This window comes from Reyranella sp., assembly GCF_036558665.1.
Lineage (GTDB): Bacteria > Pseudomonadota > Alphaproteobacteria > Reyranellales > Reyranellaceae > Reyranella.
The window spans coordinates 1-15,340 of sequence record NZ_DATBFE010000125.1; the positions used below are offsets into that span (position 1 = coordinate 1).

Sequence of the window (15,340 nt, forward strand, 5' to 3'; positions counted from 1 at the left end):
GACGCCCGCCAGGGGCTGCAGGCCTATCTCGGAGACCTGCTGGCGGCGCGCCGGCGCAGGCCCGCGGACGATCTCCTGTCGGCGCTGGCCGCCGTCGAGGCGGATGGCGATCGCATTTCGCCGCGTCAGATCGTGGCGCTCGCCCAGCTCCTGCTGGTGGCAGGTCACGAGACAACGGTAAATCTGATCGGCAATGGCGCGCTGGCGCTGCTGCGCGCGCCCGATCAACTGGCGCTCTTACGCCGTTCGCCTGAGTTGTTGGGCCCGGCGGTCGATGAGCTGCTACGTTTCGACGGTCCGGTGCAGATCACCCAGCGCGTCGTGGTCGAGGATATGGAAGTCGTCGGTTGCCCGGTCAAAGCCGGCGACGAAATCATGCTGGTGCTTGGCGCGGCCAATCGAGATCCTGCCGCCTTTGCCGATCCTCACCGCCTCGACGTCACCCGCGATGCGCGCCGCCATGTCGCCTTCGGCGGTGGCATACATCATTGTCTCGGCGCGGCGCTGGCGCGCATGGAAGGCGAGATCGCCTTCAAGACGCTGCTCGATCGTTTCGACACGATCGAGCTCGCCGGCACCCCCACGCGCCGCCCGACCTTCACGTTGCGCGGATTGGAATCGCTGCCTGTCGCGTTACACTAGCCACTGCTTGCTCTGATGGAGAGAACGCCTGGCGAAAGTGGAGAAGACGTGCAGCCGCACGCTCCGCGGAAAGTGCTACTGCAGCGCAGTCTGCTACGCCGTGGCTGACGAATTCCTCTATGCAATGAACTGCCATTGCTCGAATTGCAGGCGCACGACCGGTTCGGCCTTCAAGCCATTCGCCGGCATCGAGCGCGTCAAGCTGATTGTCACTGAGGGCCAGGACAAGCTCATGGTCTTCGGCGACGCCGATGGCAACAACACGCACTGCGGATTGTGCGGCTCGCTGCTCTACTCGGTCGTGCGCGAGGGGGCTTTCGTTCACGTTGCCATGGGAACCCTGGTCGACGATCCGACCATCCGGCCGACACAACACATCTTCGTCGGCTCAAAGGCGCCGTGGTTCACCATCACCGACGACCTGCCCCAGTTCGAGGGGCATTCGGTGGCCGCTGAATCAGCCGATCGATAAGTGGCGGCCGGCCGGCCGTCACGACACAGTCTGCGGCCCGCGAACCAGCTTGCCGGGAAGCGCACCGGTCGGCTCGCCGTCGCGATAGGTGACGCTGCCCGAGACGATCGTGGCCCGATAGCCCGTGGCGCGCTGCAGCAGGCGCTTGCCGCCCGCCGGCAGGTCCCACTTCATTGCCGGCGCCTCGACCCGCAGCTTGTCGAAGTCGATCACGTTGAGATCGGCTTTGTAGCCCTCCGCGACCCTGCCGCGATCGGTGAGACCGACAGCGCCGGCGTTGTCGAGCGTATGGCGCTTCACGAGCCAGGACAGGTCGAGCCGACCGGCCTTGCGGTCGCGCGCCCAGTGCGAGAGCAGGTAGGTCGGGTATGAGCCGTCCGAAATCAAGCCGACATGCGCGCCGCCGTCGCCTAGCCCGATCAGCGTGTGCGGGCTCTGCATCATCTCGCTGCAGCAGTCGAGATTGTAGGCGGCGTAGTTGGCGAACGGCGCGAAGATGAAGTTCCTGCCTTCGCCCTCGATCAGATAGTCGTACACGATCTCGCGCGGATCGCGACCTTCGCGACGGGCTCGCGCGCCAAGCGAGGTCTCCCGGGGCGGCTCGTAGTCAGGCGGATCGCCCAGCGGGAACATGCGATCGTAGTCGACGAGGCGCGCCGCCATATCGGAGCGCAAAGGCTCGTGAGACTCTTCCAGGAGCTGCATACGAAAAGCGGGATCGCGCATGATTGCCAGCCGCTCGGCAACCGTCTTGTGGGCGATCGCCTTGTACGACCGGCACATCGAGAACGGAATGCGGCTCGCCTGCAGGCCCTGCAGGACGCCGATGGGCCGCGGCGCCACTTGCGCCTTGGCCGAGTGTCCTTTGGCCGCTAGCCCTTCCACCAGGCCAAGCAGGCGCCGCCAGCCTTCCGGTTTGGTGTGACGCTGGGCCAGCGATACCGAAAATGGACGGCCGCTCGCCGCCAGCAGACGGTCGAGCATCGCGAACTCGGTCTCGGGATCGGGCGTGTTGAAATCGGAGATGAACTCGATCACGCCTCGCCCGGCATCCTTCATGCCCAGCGCGATGCCCAGAAGCTCGGCTTCCGAGGCCCTCAAGGAGGGCGTCGGATCGCCCTTGACGGTGCGGTGGTTGAGGGTGCGCGAGGTCGAGAAACCCAGCGCGCCGGCATGCATCGCCTCGGTTGCGAGCGCGCGCATCTGCGCGACCTCGTCCGGCGTCGCCTCCTCGAGCTTGGCCGCCCGCTCACCCATCACGAACACGCGCAGCGCACCGTGCGGGAGCTGGGCGCCGAGATCCATGTCGCGCGGACGGGCATCGAGCGCATCGAGATACTGTCCGAAAGACTCCCACGACCAGTTCAGACCCTCGTCGAGCGCAGCGCCCGGAATGTCCTCGACACCTTCCATGAGCTCGACCAGGCGCCGGCGATCCGCGACCTTCACCGGCGCGAAGCCCACGCCGCAGTTGCCCATCACCGCCGTTGTGACGCCATGCCAGCTCGACGGCTGCAGCCGCGAATCCCAGGTCGCCTGGCCGTCATAGTGCGTGTGGATATCGACGAAGCCCGGCGTGACCAGCAACCCCCTGGCGTCGATTTCCTCCGTCCCCTGGCCGCTTATCTTGCCAAGAGCCGCGATCTTGCCGTCCTGCACGGCGACATCGAGGTCGCGCAAGCCGTTGCCCGTGCCATCGGCCACGGTGCCGCCGCGAATGACCAGATCGTAGTCCGCCATGTCGTTCCCTCCGGGATTCCGGGAAGTCTAGCGCAAAGGGCCTCGGACCGCATGCCGCCGCAGACCGGAACAGCGACCGGTCAGCGCCATCGCGAATAGGTGTAGCTGTAGGTGCGCGAACCGCTGCCGTAGAACGCAAAGGCGCCGATCACGAATCCGAGGTCGTAGAAGAAGCCGGCATTGGGAAACGCGTAGATGCGCACCTCGAAGAAGAGGCTAGCGATGAGCGAAAAGAACGAGATGTAGCCGTGCAGCAAGCCCAGCAGGAGGCCCGGCAAGGGCGGTCCGCCGGCGGGCGGCGGTTGATGCGCACAAGCGGCGACGAGCAGCACCAGAACGAGAGCCAGAGCAACGGTCTTCGAGCGCATGGTCCCTCCCCGATGTTGGCAGCGTCGCCAAAGGACGAGCCGCTCGCCGGCACCGATCATATTCGCTCTTCTCCCCCGCATGGCATGAACGGGGACACCATGAGCTTCGCCTCAATATCCCGCCGGCCGTGCGCTGAAGCCTGCCGCCTTCTCGAGCGCCGCTGCCGCACGCAGCATGGTCTCCTCGTCGAACGAGCGGCCGATGAGCTGCAGGCCGAGGGGCAGGCCATCCTCGTCGAGGCCGACGGGGACGGAGATGCCGGGCAGGCCCGCCATCGAGGCCGGGATGGTGAACATGTCGTTGAGATACATGGTCACCGGATCGTCCATCTTCTCACCGGCCGCGAAGGCCGCCGTCGGGGCAGTCGGCGTCAGGAGCACGTCACACTTCTCGAAGGCCTGCCTGAAGTCGCGCGCGATCAGCGCCCGCACCTGCTGCGCCTTCTTGTAGTAGGCATCGTAGTACCCGGCGGAGAGAACGTAGGTGCCGATCATGACGCGGCGCCGCACTTCCTTGCCGAAGCCGGCCGCGCGCGTGTTCTGATACATCTCGATCAGGTCCTTGCCCGGCACGCGCAGGCCGTAACGCACGCCATCATAGCGTGCGAGGTTGGACGAGCACTCGGCCGGTGCCACGATGTAATAGGCCGGCAGCGCGTATTTCGTATGCGGCAACGAGACTTCGACTGGCTCCGCTCCCGATGCTTTGAGCATCTCCATGCCCTTGTCCCATAGCGCAACGATCTCGGCCGAGGTGCCCTCGACTCGGTATTCCCTGGGAATGCCGACCCTGAGTGCCTTGACGTCGGGATTGCGTGCGGCTGCCGCAAAGTCGGGGACGGCAAGCGGTGCCGAGGTCGAGTCCTTCGGATCGTGCCCCGACATCGCCTGCAGGAGCAGCGCCGCATCCTCCACGGTGCGCGCGAGTGGGCCCGGCTGGTCGAGCGAGCTTGCAAACGCGACTACGCCCCAGCGCGAACAGCGACCATAGGTCGGCTTCAGGCCGACAATACCGCAGAAGGACGCCGGCTGGCGGATCGATCCGCCGGTATCGGTGCCGGTGCTCCCCGGCACCATGTAGGCCGCGACCGCCGCCGCCGAGCCACCCGACGAACCGCCCGGCACCAGCTTGCGGTTGTCGCCGCGCCGCTTCCACGGATTCTCGACCCCGCCGAAATAGCTCGTCATGTTGGACGAACCCATGGCGAATTCGTCGAGGTTGGTCTTGCCGACCATGACCGCGCCCGCCCTCCAGAGGTTGGCAGTCACCGTGCTCTCGTAAGGTGGCACAAATCCCTCGAGGATGTGCGAGGCGGCCGTCGTCTGCACGCCCTCGGTGCAAAAGAGATCCTTGACTGCGAGCGGCACACCCTCGAGCAGGCCGGCCTCACCCTTTGCGCGCCGCGCGTCCGATGCACTCGCCATCGCTCGCGCCTTGTCAGGCGTTTCGGCAATGAAGGCGTTGAGGTCGCGATGCTCGTCGAGCTTCTTGAGGTGCGCCTCGGCGACTTCGACGGCGCTGGCCTCCTTCCGGGCCATCGCCGCCGCGAGCCCGGCGACGGTGAGATCGGTGAGAGACGTCATTGCCTACTCCACCACCTTCGGCACGGTGAAGAAGCCTCCCGCGTTTCTGTCGTGCGGATCGAGATAGACAGCGCCGCCCGGCGCATTGGCCAGTACCCTCTCGGCGATTCCGCCGTCCGTCACCTTGTCGGCGCGCATGGGCAGCGTGACGTCCGAGACGCTCGCCAACGGCTCGATGTCGCGCGTGTCGACCTCGTTCAGTTGCTCGATCCAGGCAAGGATCCCCGACAGCTCGCCCGCGAGCGGGACAAGCTCCTCCTCCGGTACCTTCAGACGGGCAAGCCGCGCAATGCGCGCCACCGTGTCCTTGTCGAGCGACATTCTCTGCTCCGAAACGCTTGGATGGCGCGGTTGGTAGCGGTTTTGTCGCGCTGGAGCAACGGCCGGCTGAAGCCTTCCTACTGCGCCGCCCCGGTTTCGGCGACGCGCTTGGCGGCGACCGCCTCGATCTCGGCCCGCATGCCGGGCCGCCGCGACAGCAGCTCGTTGAAATCCTTGCGCGAGAGGACCAGCAGGTGGCAATAGCCTGCGGCCACCACGTCGGCGTTGCGCGGCCGCGATTCGAGGAGACCCATCTCACCGAAGAAGTCGCCTTCCTTCAGTGTCACCGTCATGCCGCCGACATGGACCGCCACCTCGCCCGCGGCGATGAAGTACATCGCATCGGACTTGCCGCCGACGGCGACAACTTTTTCACCCGGCATGGCCAGACGCGCACGCAGGCGCCGGCCAACCTCGCGCACTGCCGCCGCATCGAGGGACCCGAAAAGCGGGACACGCGCGATCATGGCGGCCAGTTCGAGGCCCAGATCGAGCGGCGGCCGCCGGCTGACGCCCTTGCGACGTGCGTTCAGCTTGCGCCGCAGATCGGCGTAGACCTCGCGACTGATGATGGACTCGCGCAGCCGCCGCGAATACTCCGCCGCCTCGAAGCGGATCGCGGCCCGTTCGAGTTGCCGGTCCTTGATCGATTCGGCGTAGCCCGGATATTGCAGCGACAGGGCTCTCAGCGCCCGGGCGACGAGTTCCTGGCGATCCGTGATGATCGCTCCCAGCCTTTCCTCGGCGTCGGCGCCCAGCAAATCCGCGACGGAGTTCAGATTGAAGGCCGCCAGCTCCGCCAGCACATCCTGCGACACCATCAGGATTTCAAAGCGGTCGGCCAGACGCTCGGTCAACGGCCAGCCGAAGCCGAAACGGCGATGCAGCCACAGTGCCAGCCGGAATGCGAGGTCGGGTTGGGTGAAGCTCTGCACCACCTCCCGGTAGCCGGACGCGCCACGGTCGCGGACGGCATCGATCAGCCGGTCCGCCCGCGCCGTAAGCAGCGCGACCATGCGGCGCGACAAGGTCTGCTGCTCGAACAGATCGAGATAGAGTTCCTTCTCCTGCGTGCACAGGGTCAGCAGGCCGACCGACAGACGCTCGCGCAGCTCAAGGGGCAGATCGGCCGGCGGCGCCTCGATCTCGGCGTCGCCCGCCGAATCCGGATCGACATCGAGGCCGACCACCCGCTCGTTGTGCTCGCGCATGACCTGGCGAAGGTGGCGCTGGACGTTGACGCGCGACAACGCCAGCACGCGGTCGCGCAATGCCACTTCGACGCGGCTGAGCTTGTTCAGGCCCAGGGCACGCATCACCAGCCCGAGCGTGGTGGCGTTCACCAGCAAGGTGAAAAGCACGAACAGGATGGCAAGCTCTGCCGTGAATTCGCGGACGGCGTCCGGCAGGCGCGTGTCGCCGGCAACGACCATGGCGAGCACGATGGTCACGGCGCCACGCAGACCGCCCCATACCAGGATCGCCTTGTACCGCTGATCGACAGGCTCGACGAGGCGCCCTGCCTCCAGCAGCGGCAGCATGCCGAACACGACCAGCACGCGCGCCAGCATCGCGCCGATCACCACCGCGAGCAGGCCCCAGATGTACAGCCAGGTGATGTGCGGCAGGAATTGCGCGGCCGCCATGGAGGCGAGCACGAAGATCAGGCAGTTGCTCCAGAAGTCGAGCTGGTGCCAGAGCTGGCGCAACGCCGTCCATTGGCGCGGATGCAGGTGGGTCGGTCCATAGGCCGCCACTGTCAGGGCCGCGACCACGACCGAGACCACGCCAGACACTCCGAGATAGTGGTCGGCAAGAACGTAACTGAGGTAGGCGAGGCTCACCGTGACCGATGCGATCGCCACGTCCGACTCGCCCAGCCGTGACAGGATCAACATGGCCGCGCGCGCGAACGTGAAGCCGAACACGACGCCGCCGAGAAAGTCCTGCAGGACGTGCATCACCGGCGCCGCCGCTCCCGTCGAGGCGGCCTCGCCGATATCCGGCGACACGCGCACGATCATGAGATGCATCACGAAGCCGAACGCGGCGATGGCCACCGCGTCGTTCAGGAGCGACTCCCCTTCCGCCAGGATCGAAAGCCGTTTGGGAGCGCCGACATCACGAAAGATGCCGATCACCGCTGCGGGATCGGTCGTCGAGACGATCACCCCCACGAGCAGGCAGATCAGGATGTCGTAGCCGGTCGCGAGGTGGACGACGCCTGCCACACCTGCGATGCAGACCAGCACTGCCACGATGGCGAGCAGCAGCACGGCCGACATCTCGTCGATCAGCCGGCGTACGTCGATCGTCAGGCCGGCGGTGAACAGAAGCGGCGGCAGGAACAGCGGCAGGAGAAGGTCGGTGCCGACTTCCATTCCGGCAAGCCCTTCGAAGGCATCACCGAGCACCCCGGTCGACGGGCCTCGGGCGACCATCCAATCGCCGACCAGGCCGAGACCTAGACCCGTGGCGGCGAGCAGGACCGTGTGCGGCAGACGCAACCGTTCGGCAAGCGGCACCAGAAGGCTGACGATCGTCAGCACCATCGCGAGCGCCAGGAGAGCGTAGAGGACGGCAGTCACAATCCCAACTTACTGTAAGCGCACACCTTGTCGACCCGACATTGCGCAGGCCCTATAAGGCGCAATGCCGATCGTCGACTTTCCTGATCTCAAGGCATCGTTGGCGGCCAGCAGCCGCCTGATGGCACTCGACGTAGGAACCAGGACGATCGGTGTTGCCACCTCCGACGCGTTGCGCACGCTCGCCACGCCGCTTCTCGTCCTGAGACGGGCCGGGCTCGCGACGGACCTCGCGAGCCTTGCCGATCTTGCGAGGAAACAGGAGGCGAAGGCACTCGTGCTCGGCTTGCCGCTCAACATGGACGGCAGCGAGGGGCCACGCTGCCAGTCGGTGCGTCAGTTCGCAGCCAACATCGCGGCCCGCGGGCCGCCCGCGCTGGCCGCACTGCCCATCGTCCTGCAGGACGAACGACTGAGCACCGCCGCCGTCACGCGCGGCATGATCGAGGACTACGACATGAGCCGGGCCAAACGCGCTGGACGGGTGGACGCCGCGGCCGCCGCCTGGATACTCGAAAGTGCGCTGGCCCGTCTCCGCTGATCACTTGACGACAATCTCGTGCGTCAGCTCTTCGCTGCCTTCCGCGGAACGGACATCGAACTCGATTTCCCAGCGGCCCGGCGCGAGAAAGGACAGACCGTCCACGCGATAGCGGCCATTGGCCCCGCCGCTGACCTTCAGATGCTGGCCGGCCGTCTTCGCATCGACCCGCTCGGCGCCGACCCTCACGAGCTCGGCAGCCTCGCCCGACTTGGTGCAGACATTCATGATCAGGGAGACCGGCTCGCCCACTTCGATCAGCATGGGATCGGGACGGAACGCAATCATGTAGTGCTCCGAGAACACCACCCAGCCGGTCCCGTGGCCGAGATCCATCGGACAGTCGGCGCGCGCGGCGTCCCAGCCCATCACGAGGGCGAAGAACGACACAGCCGCGGCAATGCCACGCATTTCAACTCCCCCTTCCACCGGACGTCGCCGGAGCCCAGGCATAGTTGAAGCTGATCGACACGCGCTCGCCGGCATAATTCGCAGGCGGCACTTCGTGGCGCAACCAGCTTTCGAACAGGACGATATCCCCGGGTCGTGTGGTCATGCTGACGAAGGGACGCACCGCGCGCGGCGCATCCCTGCGACGCGGCGGGGCGGCCATCAGACGCGACAGGCGCGGATCCTCGAACTTGAGCGCGCCAGCACCCTTGGGCACCGCGACGTAGTATGTGCCGCTGACGAAAGAGGTCGGGTGCAAATGGAGTGAATGCACGGTACCGGCCGGCATGACATTCAGCCAGCAATCGGTGATCGCCACCTTGCGGCCGGCGAGATCGTAGTGCAGCGAACGGATGAAACGGGTGACATGCCGGTCGATCTGGCGCCGCAGCCTGTCGAACAGGGTCGAGATCAAATGCAGCCGGTCGAGCGAACCGTAGGACGTGTAGCCGCCGAGATAGTGCTTCGCCGACCATCGTTGGCCGGCCGCATCGGATGCGGCCAGCGCCTGGCATTCGTCGAACAGGCTTTGATCGAAGTGGCGGACACGAATGGTCGCTAGCGGGGCGCGATAGACGAGTGTCGGAAATAGGGCTTGGATCGCCATGACGTGATTATCCGTGATGCGGCGACCGCATGCTATGGTTTCGCATGCCGCGCCCGCCAACGACTGGAATCGCCCGCCGTGAGCTCGTGCTGGGAGCCGCCGTCGCAGCTCTCGCCCCGGGGCACGGGGCGTGGGCGCTGGAACAGCTCAAGATCGGCGGCGAGCGTGGGACGATCGATTTCTCGATCGGCGATTCCAAGCTCTTTCGCACCACCGGCTCGTTCAAGGACTGGCGCGGCATGGTCAGCGTCGACGATGCCGACGTTCCCAAAAGCACGGTCGACGTGCGCGTGAATACCAGGAGCATCGAGATGCTCGACAAGCAGCAGACCGACATGCTGAAGGACGCCGATTTCTTCGACGTCGACAAATTCCCCGAGATGACCTTCCATTCCAGCAGCGTGGAGCGCCTCGGCGCCGACAAGCTCAAGGTGACGGGTGAGATCACGCTGCGCGGCATCACCAAGCCGATGCAGCTCGACGTCTCGGTGCTCGACCGCAAGCCGGATGCGCCGCCGGGTGCGCCCTATGCGCGGTTTCGCGGCCAGGGCCAGATCAAGCGCTCGGAGTTCGGCATGACGAAGTATATCGATGTCGTCGGCGACACGGTCGACATCTCCATCCGTGCCGACGCCTGGCGCTGACGCGCGCCCGGAGCCGGTCACCGGCTACCGGCCGGTCGCGAAGGCGTTGCATTGGATCACGGCGGCCGCGGTGTTCGGGCTCCTTGGGCTGGGCCTCTGGATGGTCGGCTTGCCGATCGGACTTGCCAAGCTGCAGGCCTATGCCTGGCACAAATGGATTGGCCTTACCGTGCTCGTCCTGACGGTGGCGCGGATCGTCTGGCGCAGGCACGCGCCGCCACCGCCTCTGCCCACGGCCGTCACACAGTGGGAGCGCCGGCTGGCCCCATTCTCCCATGTCGCGCTGCTGATATTGCTGCTCGCCCTGCCAATCACCGGCTGGCTCATGAGTTCGGCCGGCGGTGTCTCGGTCTATTGGTTGGGCTTCCTTCCGCTGCCCGACCTCGTGCCGCGCAACCTCGGCCTCTTCGAACGACTGCGCACGACCCACCATTGGCTGGCCTGGACGCTGATGGCCGTCCTTGCCGTTCATGTCGCGGCCGTCTTTCGCCACGATGTACTGCGACATGACGGCATCCTGCGGCGCATGTGGCCCGCGTCGCGGTCGCGTCAGCCCTCGGGTCTCGGCCCGACATAGTTCGATTGCGGCCGAATGATGCGGCCGTCCGTTTCCTGTTCGAAGATATGGGCGCACCAGCCGGCGACGCGGCCGACCGCGAACAAGGCCGTGAAAGCCTCGCGCGGCACCTCCAAAGCTTCGAGCAGGAGGGCCGTATAGTACTCGACGTTGGTCTCGAGTCGCTGGCCCGGCTTGTGCTTGCGCAGGGCCGCGATCGCTCCCTGCTCGACGGCGGCGGCAAAGGCGAGCCGACCGGCCGTCGATGGCAACGTCGCCACCGCGGCCTTGAGAACGTCGGCCCGCGGATCGCGCACCTTGTAGACGCGGTGGCCGAAGCCCATCAACCGCGTGCCCTTGGCGAAGGCCTCGTCGAACCACGCCTCCGCGCGACCCGCCTCGCCGATCTCGTCCAGCATGTCGAGGACCGGTCCGGGTGCGCCGCCGTGCAGCGGCCCCTTGAGCGCGCAGAGTCCCGCCAGCACGGCCGAGATCAGGCCGGCACGAGTCGAGGCCACGACGCGAGCGGTAAAGGTCGACGCATTGAAGCCATGGTCGGCCACCGTCGCCAGATAGGTGTCGAGGCCTTTCTCGAACACCGCGCCGGCGCGCTGGCCACGCATCATCCGCAGCAGGTCCTGCGCGGTCGTGAGCGACGGGTCGGGCGCGATGGCCGACAGCCCCATGCGCGCATTGAGGAGCGCCGCCAGGAACACCGGTATCGCGCCGCAGACGAGATGGTGATGAGGAGTCGGATCGGAATCGGGCAGCATACCAATGCCGACCCGCAGTGCTTCAACCGGACCAAGCCCATCCGTGGCTGCGAGCAGGCGCGGCACGTCGGCAAAAGCGCGGACGCGCGCAGTTCCGAGCCCGCAGCGAACCGCGGCTTCGTCGCCGCTCTCGCCATAGCCCGCCCAAAGCAAGGCCGCGACGCCCTCGAAGCCGCGATTAGCGACCAGTTCCTGCAGGCCATGGCCGCGAACGATCAACCGGCCGGCTTCGCCATCGACCTCGCTCATGACCGTATCGGCCACGACTACGCCATCGAGGCCGCTATCCACGCGTGTCTGGAGCATCGGAGTCCCCTTCTCGGTTCGACGGGAACATTCCGGCCTCAAGAGATATATTGTCAATATTGATTGAATAGATCAATAATTAAACCATGAGCAGCGAATGGATCAGTTCGGCCGAAGCGGCGCGCCAATTGGGCGTCTCGTCGGCCACCCTCTACGCCTATGTCAGCCGCGGTCTGTTGCGGTCGGAGGGCACGACAGGACGTCGCGAGCGCCGCTACCGGGCCGACGATATCGCGCGCCTGAAGCGACGGCGCGCGGTTGGACGCAAGGCCGAGTCGATCGCGGCCAATGCTCTGGACTTCGGGACGCCCGTGCTCGAGTCGTCCCTGACTCTTATCGAGAACGGCCGTCTCTATTATCGCGGACACGACGCCGCGCGGCTGGCGCGCAGCAGCTCGCTCGAGCAGGTAGCCCAGCTCCTGTGGGACTGCGACGACCGGCCGTTCGGCGCGAAAAACCTGCCGGCGATGTCGGCAGCGCTGCGCGCCGCCTGGAACGCGACCCCGACGTTGTCGATGATCGACCGTTGTCTGATCCTGCTGCCGGCGGCGGCGCGCTGGGATCATCCGAGCTGGGTCGAGGATCGCAGCGCCATGCTGGAGACCGGCGCGCGCATCCTGCGGCTGCTTGCGGCGGCGGTCACCGCCGGGCCGGCGTCGGCTCTGCCGATCCACGAGCAGCTCGCGGCGGCGTGGCAGGTGCCGGCCGATCGCGTTCCCCTCCTACGTGCGGCGCTGGTGCTGTCGGCCGACCACGAGTTCAACGCGTCCACCTTCGCTGCGCGCGTTGTCGCCTCGACCGGCGCCCATCTCTACGGCGCGACGGTGGCGGGCCTCGCCGCCATCGGCGGTCCAAGGCACGGCGGACTGACGCGGCGCGTAGCGAACCTGTTCGACAATCTCGGGAAGGCCGACGACCCGGAGGTCGAGCTGGCCCGGCTTGTGCGCGACCATGCCCGCATCCCTGGCTTCGGCCATCCGCTCTATCCCGACGGCGACATCCGGGCGGCGACGCTCCTCGGCCTCCTGCGCGAGCTCTTGCCACGCTCGCCCGAGCGGGCGTTCGCCGAGTGGGTGGAGGAAGCCGCCGCGCGGCTGACCCATGCCGAGCCCAACATCGATTTCGCCATCGTGGCCCTCGAACGCGTTCTTGGCCTGCCGCATGACTCCGCGCTGGGCCTGTTCCTTCTGGGACGCACCGTTGGCTGGATCGCCCATGCCCTCGAGCAGGCAGCCACCGCCACCCTGATCAGGCCGCGCGCGCGCTACATCGGGCCGCGTCCCGCGAGGTGAGCTTATCCACCAAATCGTATCCTTGCAGCCGTTCGCCGCGCGTGCTTAACGTCGCGCTTTAGTGACAAAGAAACGCGCGGGCGTGCCGAGGTTGCCCCACTTGCTCGGCATCGAGGGTCTGTCGCCTGAAACAATTTCGGGCCTGCTCGACCTTTCCGAAAATTACATCGACCAGAACCGCTCGATCGACAAGCGGCGGGACGTGCTGACCGGCCGTACGGTAATCAATCTCTTCTTCGAGAATTCGACCCGCACCCGCACCAGCTTCGAGGTCGCCGCCAAGCGGCTGGGCGCGGACGTCATCAACATGGACGTCGCCACCTCCTCGGTCCGCAAGGGAGAGACGCTCCTCGACACGGCGATGACGCTGAACGCGATGCGGCCCGACGCCATCGTCGTGCGCCACAGCGAATCGGGCGCCGTCAATCTCCTGTCGCAAAAGGTCAACTGCACCGTCATCAATGCCGGGGACGGCCAGCACGAGCATCCGACCCAGGCACTGCTCGATGCGCTCACCATCCGCCGCCGCCGCGGCAGCCTGCACGGGCTGCTGGTGGCGATCTGCGGCGACATCATGCACAGCCGCGTCGCGCGTTCGAACATCCATCTGCTGCAGATCATGGGGGCTCGCGTGCGCGTGGTCGGACCGCCGACCTTGATGCCGACCGACATCGACAAGATGGGAGTCGAGGTTCACTACGGCATGAAGACGGGCCTGAAGAACGTCGACATCGTCATGATGCTGCGGCTGCAGACCGAACGCATGCAGGGCTCGTTCGTGCCGTCGATCAGCGAATATTTCCGCTTCTTCGGCCTCGACAGCGAGAAGCTCAAGGTGGCCAAGCCCGACGCCCTGATCATGCATCCCGGGCCGATGAACCGCGGAGTCGAGATCGATTCGGAAGTCGCCGACGATCTCGACCGCAGCGTCATCCACGAGCAGGTCGAGATGGGCGTGGCCGTGCGCATGGCCTGCCTCGAAGCGCTGATCGGCGGCCGCCGAAACGCGATCGGGGCGGCGGCATGAGCGGCAAGGTCGTGCGCGGGGTGCCGCCGCACGCAGGATCGACGGCCTACATCAACGCGCGAATCGTCGATCCCACCGCGAACCGCGAATATGCCGGATCGGTGCTGATCAGCGACGGAAAGATCGCCGACTTTGGTCCCAGCCTTTTCACGTCGGGCGCCCCCTACGGCATCGAATCGGTCGACTGCCGCGGCCTTTATCTCGCACCCGGAATCGTCGACACGCGCGTACATACCGGCGAGCCCGGCGAGGAGCACAAGGAGACGCTGGAAAGCGCCGGCGTTGCAGCCGCCGCCGGCGGGATCACCTCGATGGTGTTGCTGCCCGACAACGAGCCGCCCTTCGACGATGCCTCGCTGATCGAGTTCGTGGCGCGGCGCGCGCGGCAGATCAAGCTTGCCAATATGTATGCCTACGGCGCCCTCACCGTCGGCCTCGAGGGCAAGGAGCTCGCCGAGATGGGCCTGCTGGCGGAGGCGGGCGCGGTCGGCTTCACCGACGCCGACCATGCCGTGGGCAATGCCCAGGTCATGCGCCGCGCGCTCTATTATGCCAAGGCCTTCGACGCTCTGATCGTCCACTTGCCCCAGGAGCCAACCCTGTCGGGCGGCCACATGAGCAGCGGCGTAATGGCGACGCGTCTTGGCCTGTCGGGCAATCCGCCGCTCGCCGAAGTCATGATGGTGGAGCGGGATATCCGCCTGGTCGAGATGACGGGGGGCCGGCTGCATCTCGCCAAGATCTCGACGGCCGAATCGGTCAAGGTGATCGCCGCGGCGAAGGCACGCGGTCTGCCGATCACGTGCGACACCGCCGCTCCCTATTTCGCCCTGAACGATCTCGCCGTCGGCGACTACCGCACCTTCGGCAAGCTGGTACCCCCGCTGCGCAGCGAGGCGGACAGGGAGGCGATCGTCGAGGGGCTGCAGAGCGGAGTCATCGACGCCATCGTTTCCGACCATCGCCCGCAGGACCAGGACAGCAAGCGCGTTCCCTTTGCCCAGGCCGAACCCGGCGGCATCGGCCTCGAGACCCTGCTCCCCGTGTCGCTGGAGCTGGTGCACAATCGGCATCTCGGTCTTCCGCAGCTTTTCCAGCGCCTCTCGAGCGCGCCGGCACGGCTGTTCAATCTGCCGGGCGGCAGGCTTGCCAAGGGAGCGCCGGCCGACCTTGTCCTGTTCGACGCCAATTATGCCTGGAAGATCGATCGCGCCGATCTCTGGAGCAAGACCAAGAACTCGCCGTTCGACGAACGGCCGGTTCAGGGCAAGGCCATGCTGACGATCGCAGGCGGACGTCCGATCTACCGTGACGATGAATTCAGTTCGACTGCCGCTGCTGCCTGAGCGCCTGCATCGGGAAGACCAAATTGCCTCGAAACGGCCACTTGGTCTGCTATGGTCCGGCTTCTCCGGCACAGCAAGGCTTG

General features: G+C 66.4%; 16 protein-coding genes. 8 read left to right on the forward strand and 8 right to left on the reverse strand.

Features of this window, described 5'->3' with window-relative positions:
- Both VH499_RS18450 and VH499_RS18455 read left to right on the forward strand, forming a co-directional pair.
- The coding region (locus tag VH499_RS18450) for a cytochrome P450 (protein WP_332054215.1) at window positions 1–642 on the forward strand (642 nt) is incomplete at its 5' end.
- A gap of 37 nt (window positions 643–679) precedes the next feature.
- Complete coding sequence (locus VH499_RS18455) at window positions 680–1,114, forward strand: GFA family protein (protein WP_332054216.1); 435 nt, start codon at window positions 680–682, stop codon at window positions 1,112–1,114.
- 18 nt (window positions 1,115–1,132) lie between these two features.
- Here the strand turns inward: VH499_RS18455 and VH499_RS18460 are convergent, their stop codons facing one another.
- The 5 genes from VH499_RS18460 to VH499_RS18480 all read right to left on the reverse strand — a co-directional run bounded on the left by VH499_RS18460 (window position 1,133) and on the right by VH499_RS18480 (window position 7,715).
- Window positions 1,133–2,854: an N-acyl-D-amino-acid deacylase family protein gene (locus VH499_RS18460; protein WP_332054217.1), complete on the reverse strand. Its 1,722-nt coding sequence runs from the start codon at window positions 2,852–2,854 to the stop codon at window positions 1,133–1,135.
- A gap of 80 nt (window positions 2,855–2,934) precedes the next feature.
- Window positions 2,935–3,222 carry a hypothetical protein gene (locus VH499_RS18465; protein ID WP_332054218.1) on the reverse strand — a complete coding sequence of 96 codons (288 nt, stop codon included), beginning with the start codon at window positions 3,220–3,222 and terminating at the stop codon, window positions 2,935–2,937.
- A gap of 111 nt (window positions 3,223–3,333) precedes the next feature.
- Window positions 3,334–4,806 carry an Asp-tRNA(Asn)/Glu-tRNA(Gln) amidotransferase subunit GatA gene (gene gatA, locus VH499_RS18470; RefSeq protein WP_332054219.1) on the reverse strand — a complete coding sequence of 491 codons (1,473 nt, stop codon included), beginning with the start codon at window positions 4,804–4,806 and terminating at the stop codon, window positions 3,334–3,336.
- Between the two features lie 3 nt (window positions 4,807–4,809).
- Window positions 4,810–5,127, reverse strand: a complete 318-nt coding sequence (gene gatC, locus VH499_RS18475; protein WP_332054220.1) for an Asp-tRNA(Asn)/Glu-tRNA(Gln) amidotransferase subunit GatC — start codon at window positions 5,125–5,127, stop codon at window positions 4,810–4,812.
- A 77-nt stretch (window positions 5,128–5,204) separates the two neighbouring features.
- Window positions 5,205–7,715 carry a cation:proton antiporter gene (locus VH499_RS18480; RefSeq protein WP_332054221.1) on the reverse strand — a complete coding sequence of 837 codons (2,511 nt, stop codon included), beginning with the start codon at window positions 7,713–7,715 and terminating at the stop codon, window positions 5,205–5,207.
- Window positions 7,716–7,779: 64 nt separating this feature from the next.
- Between VH499_RS18480 and ruvX the strand changes: the two genes are divergently transcribed.
- Window positions 7,780–8,256, forward strand: coding sequence for a Holliday junction resolvase RuvX (ruvX, locus tag VH499_RS18485; RefSeq protein WP_332054222.1), 477 nt, complete (start codon window positions 7,780–7,782; stop codon window positions 8,254–8,256).
- Here the strand turns inward: ruvX and VH499_RS18490 are convergent, their stop codons facing one another.
- Together VH499_RS18490 and VH499_RS18495 are read right to left on the reverse strand one after the other, a co-directional pair.
- Window positions 8,257–8,667: a hypothetical protein gene (locus tag VH499_RS18490; RefSeq protein ID WP_332054223.1), complete on the reverse strand. Its 411-nt coding sequence runs from the start codon at window positions 8,665–8,667 to the stop codon at window positions 8,257–8,259.
- A 1-nt stretch (window position 8,668) separates the two neighbouring features.
- Window positions 8,669–9,313 carry a TIGR02466 family protein gene (locus tag VH499_RS18495; RefSeq protein WP_332054224.1) on the reverse strand — a complete coding sequence of 215 codons (645 nt, stop codon included), beginning with the start codon at window positions 9,311–9,313 and terminating at the stop codon, window positions 8,669–8,671.
- Window positions 9,314–9,357: 44 nt separating this feature from the next.
- On the opposite strand from VH499_RS18495, the gene VH499_RS18500 reads away from it, so the two are divergent.
- Window positions 9,358–9,957: a YceI family protein gene (locus tag VH499_RS18500; protein ID WP_332054225.1), complete on the forward strand. Its 600-nt coding sequence runs from the start codon at window positions 9,358–9,360 to the stop codon at window positions 9,955–9,957.
- Window positions 9,938–10,534: a cytochrome b gene (locus VH499_RS18505; RefSeq protein ID WP_332054226.1), complete on the forward strand. Its 597-nt coding sequence runs from the start codon at window positions 9,938–9,940 to the stop codon at window positions 10,532–10,534. The genes VH499_RS18500 and VH499_RS18505 overlap by 20 nt, the downstream gene beginning before the upstream one ends.
- On the opposite strand, the gene VH499_RS18510 is transcribed toward VH499_RS18505, so the two are convergent.
- Window positions 10,507–11,592 (reverse strand): citrate synthase/methylcitrate synthase, encoded by a 1,086-nt coding sequence (locus VH499_RS18510; RefSeq protein WP_332054227.1) that lies wholly within the window; start codon window positions 11,590–11,592, stop codon window positions 10,507–10,509. The two genes, VH499_RS18505 and VH499_RS18510, sit on opposite strands and share 28 nt — an antisense overlap.
- An 86-nt stretch (window positions 11,593–11,678) precedes the next feature.
- Here VH499_RS18510 and VH499_RS18515 point away from each other — a divergent pair, with 86 nt between their 5' ends.
- From VH499_RS18515 to pyrC, 3 genes are all read left to right on the forward strand, one after another.
- Window positions 11,679–12,884 carry a citrate/2-methylcitrate synthase gene (locus VH499_RS18515; RefSeq protein WP_332054228.1) on the forward strand — a complete coding sequence of 402 codons (1,206 nt, stop codon included), beginning with the start codon at window positions 11,679–11,681 and terminating at the stop codon, window positions 12,882–12,884.
- Between the two features lie 61 nt (window positions 12,885–12,945).
- Window positions 12,946–13,911 carry an aspartate carbamoyltransferase catalytic subunit gene (locus VH499_RS18520; protein ID WP_332054229.1) on the forward strand — a complete coding sequence of 322 codons (966 nt, stop codon included), beginning with the start codon at window positions 12,946–12,948 and terminating at the stop codon, window positions 13,909–13,911.
- Entirely contained in the window at window positions 13,908–15,257 is a 1,350-nt protein-coding gene (gene pyrC, locus VH499_RS18525; protein WP_332054230.1) for a dihydroorotase, read from the forward strand. The genes VH499_RS18520 and pyrC overlap by 4 nt, the downstream gene beginning before the upstream one ends.
- The last annotated feature ends 83 nt before the right edge of the window (window positions 15,258–15,340 follow it).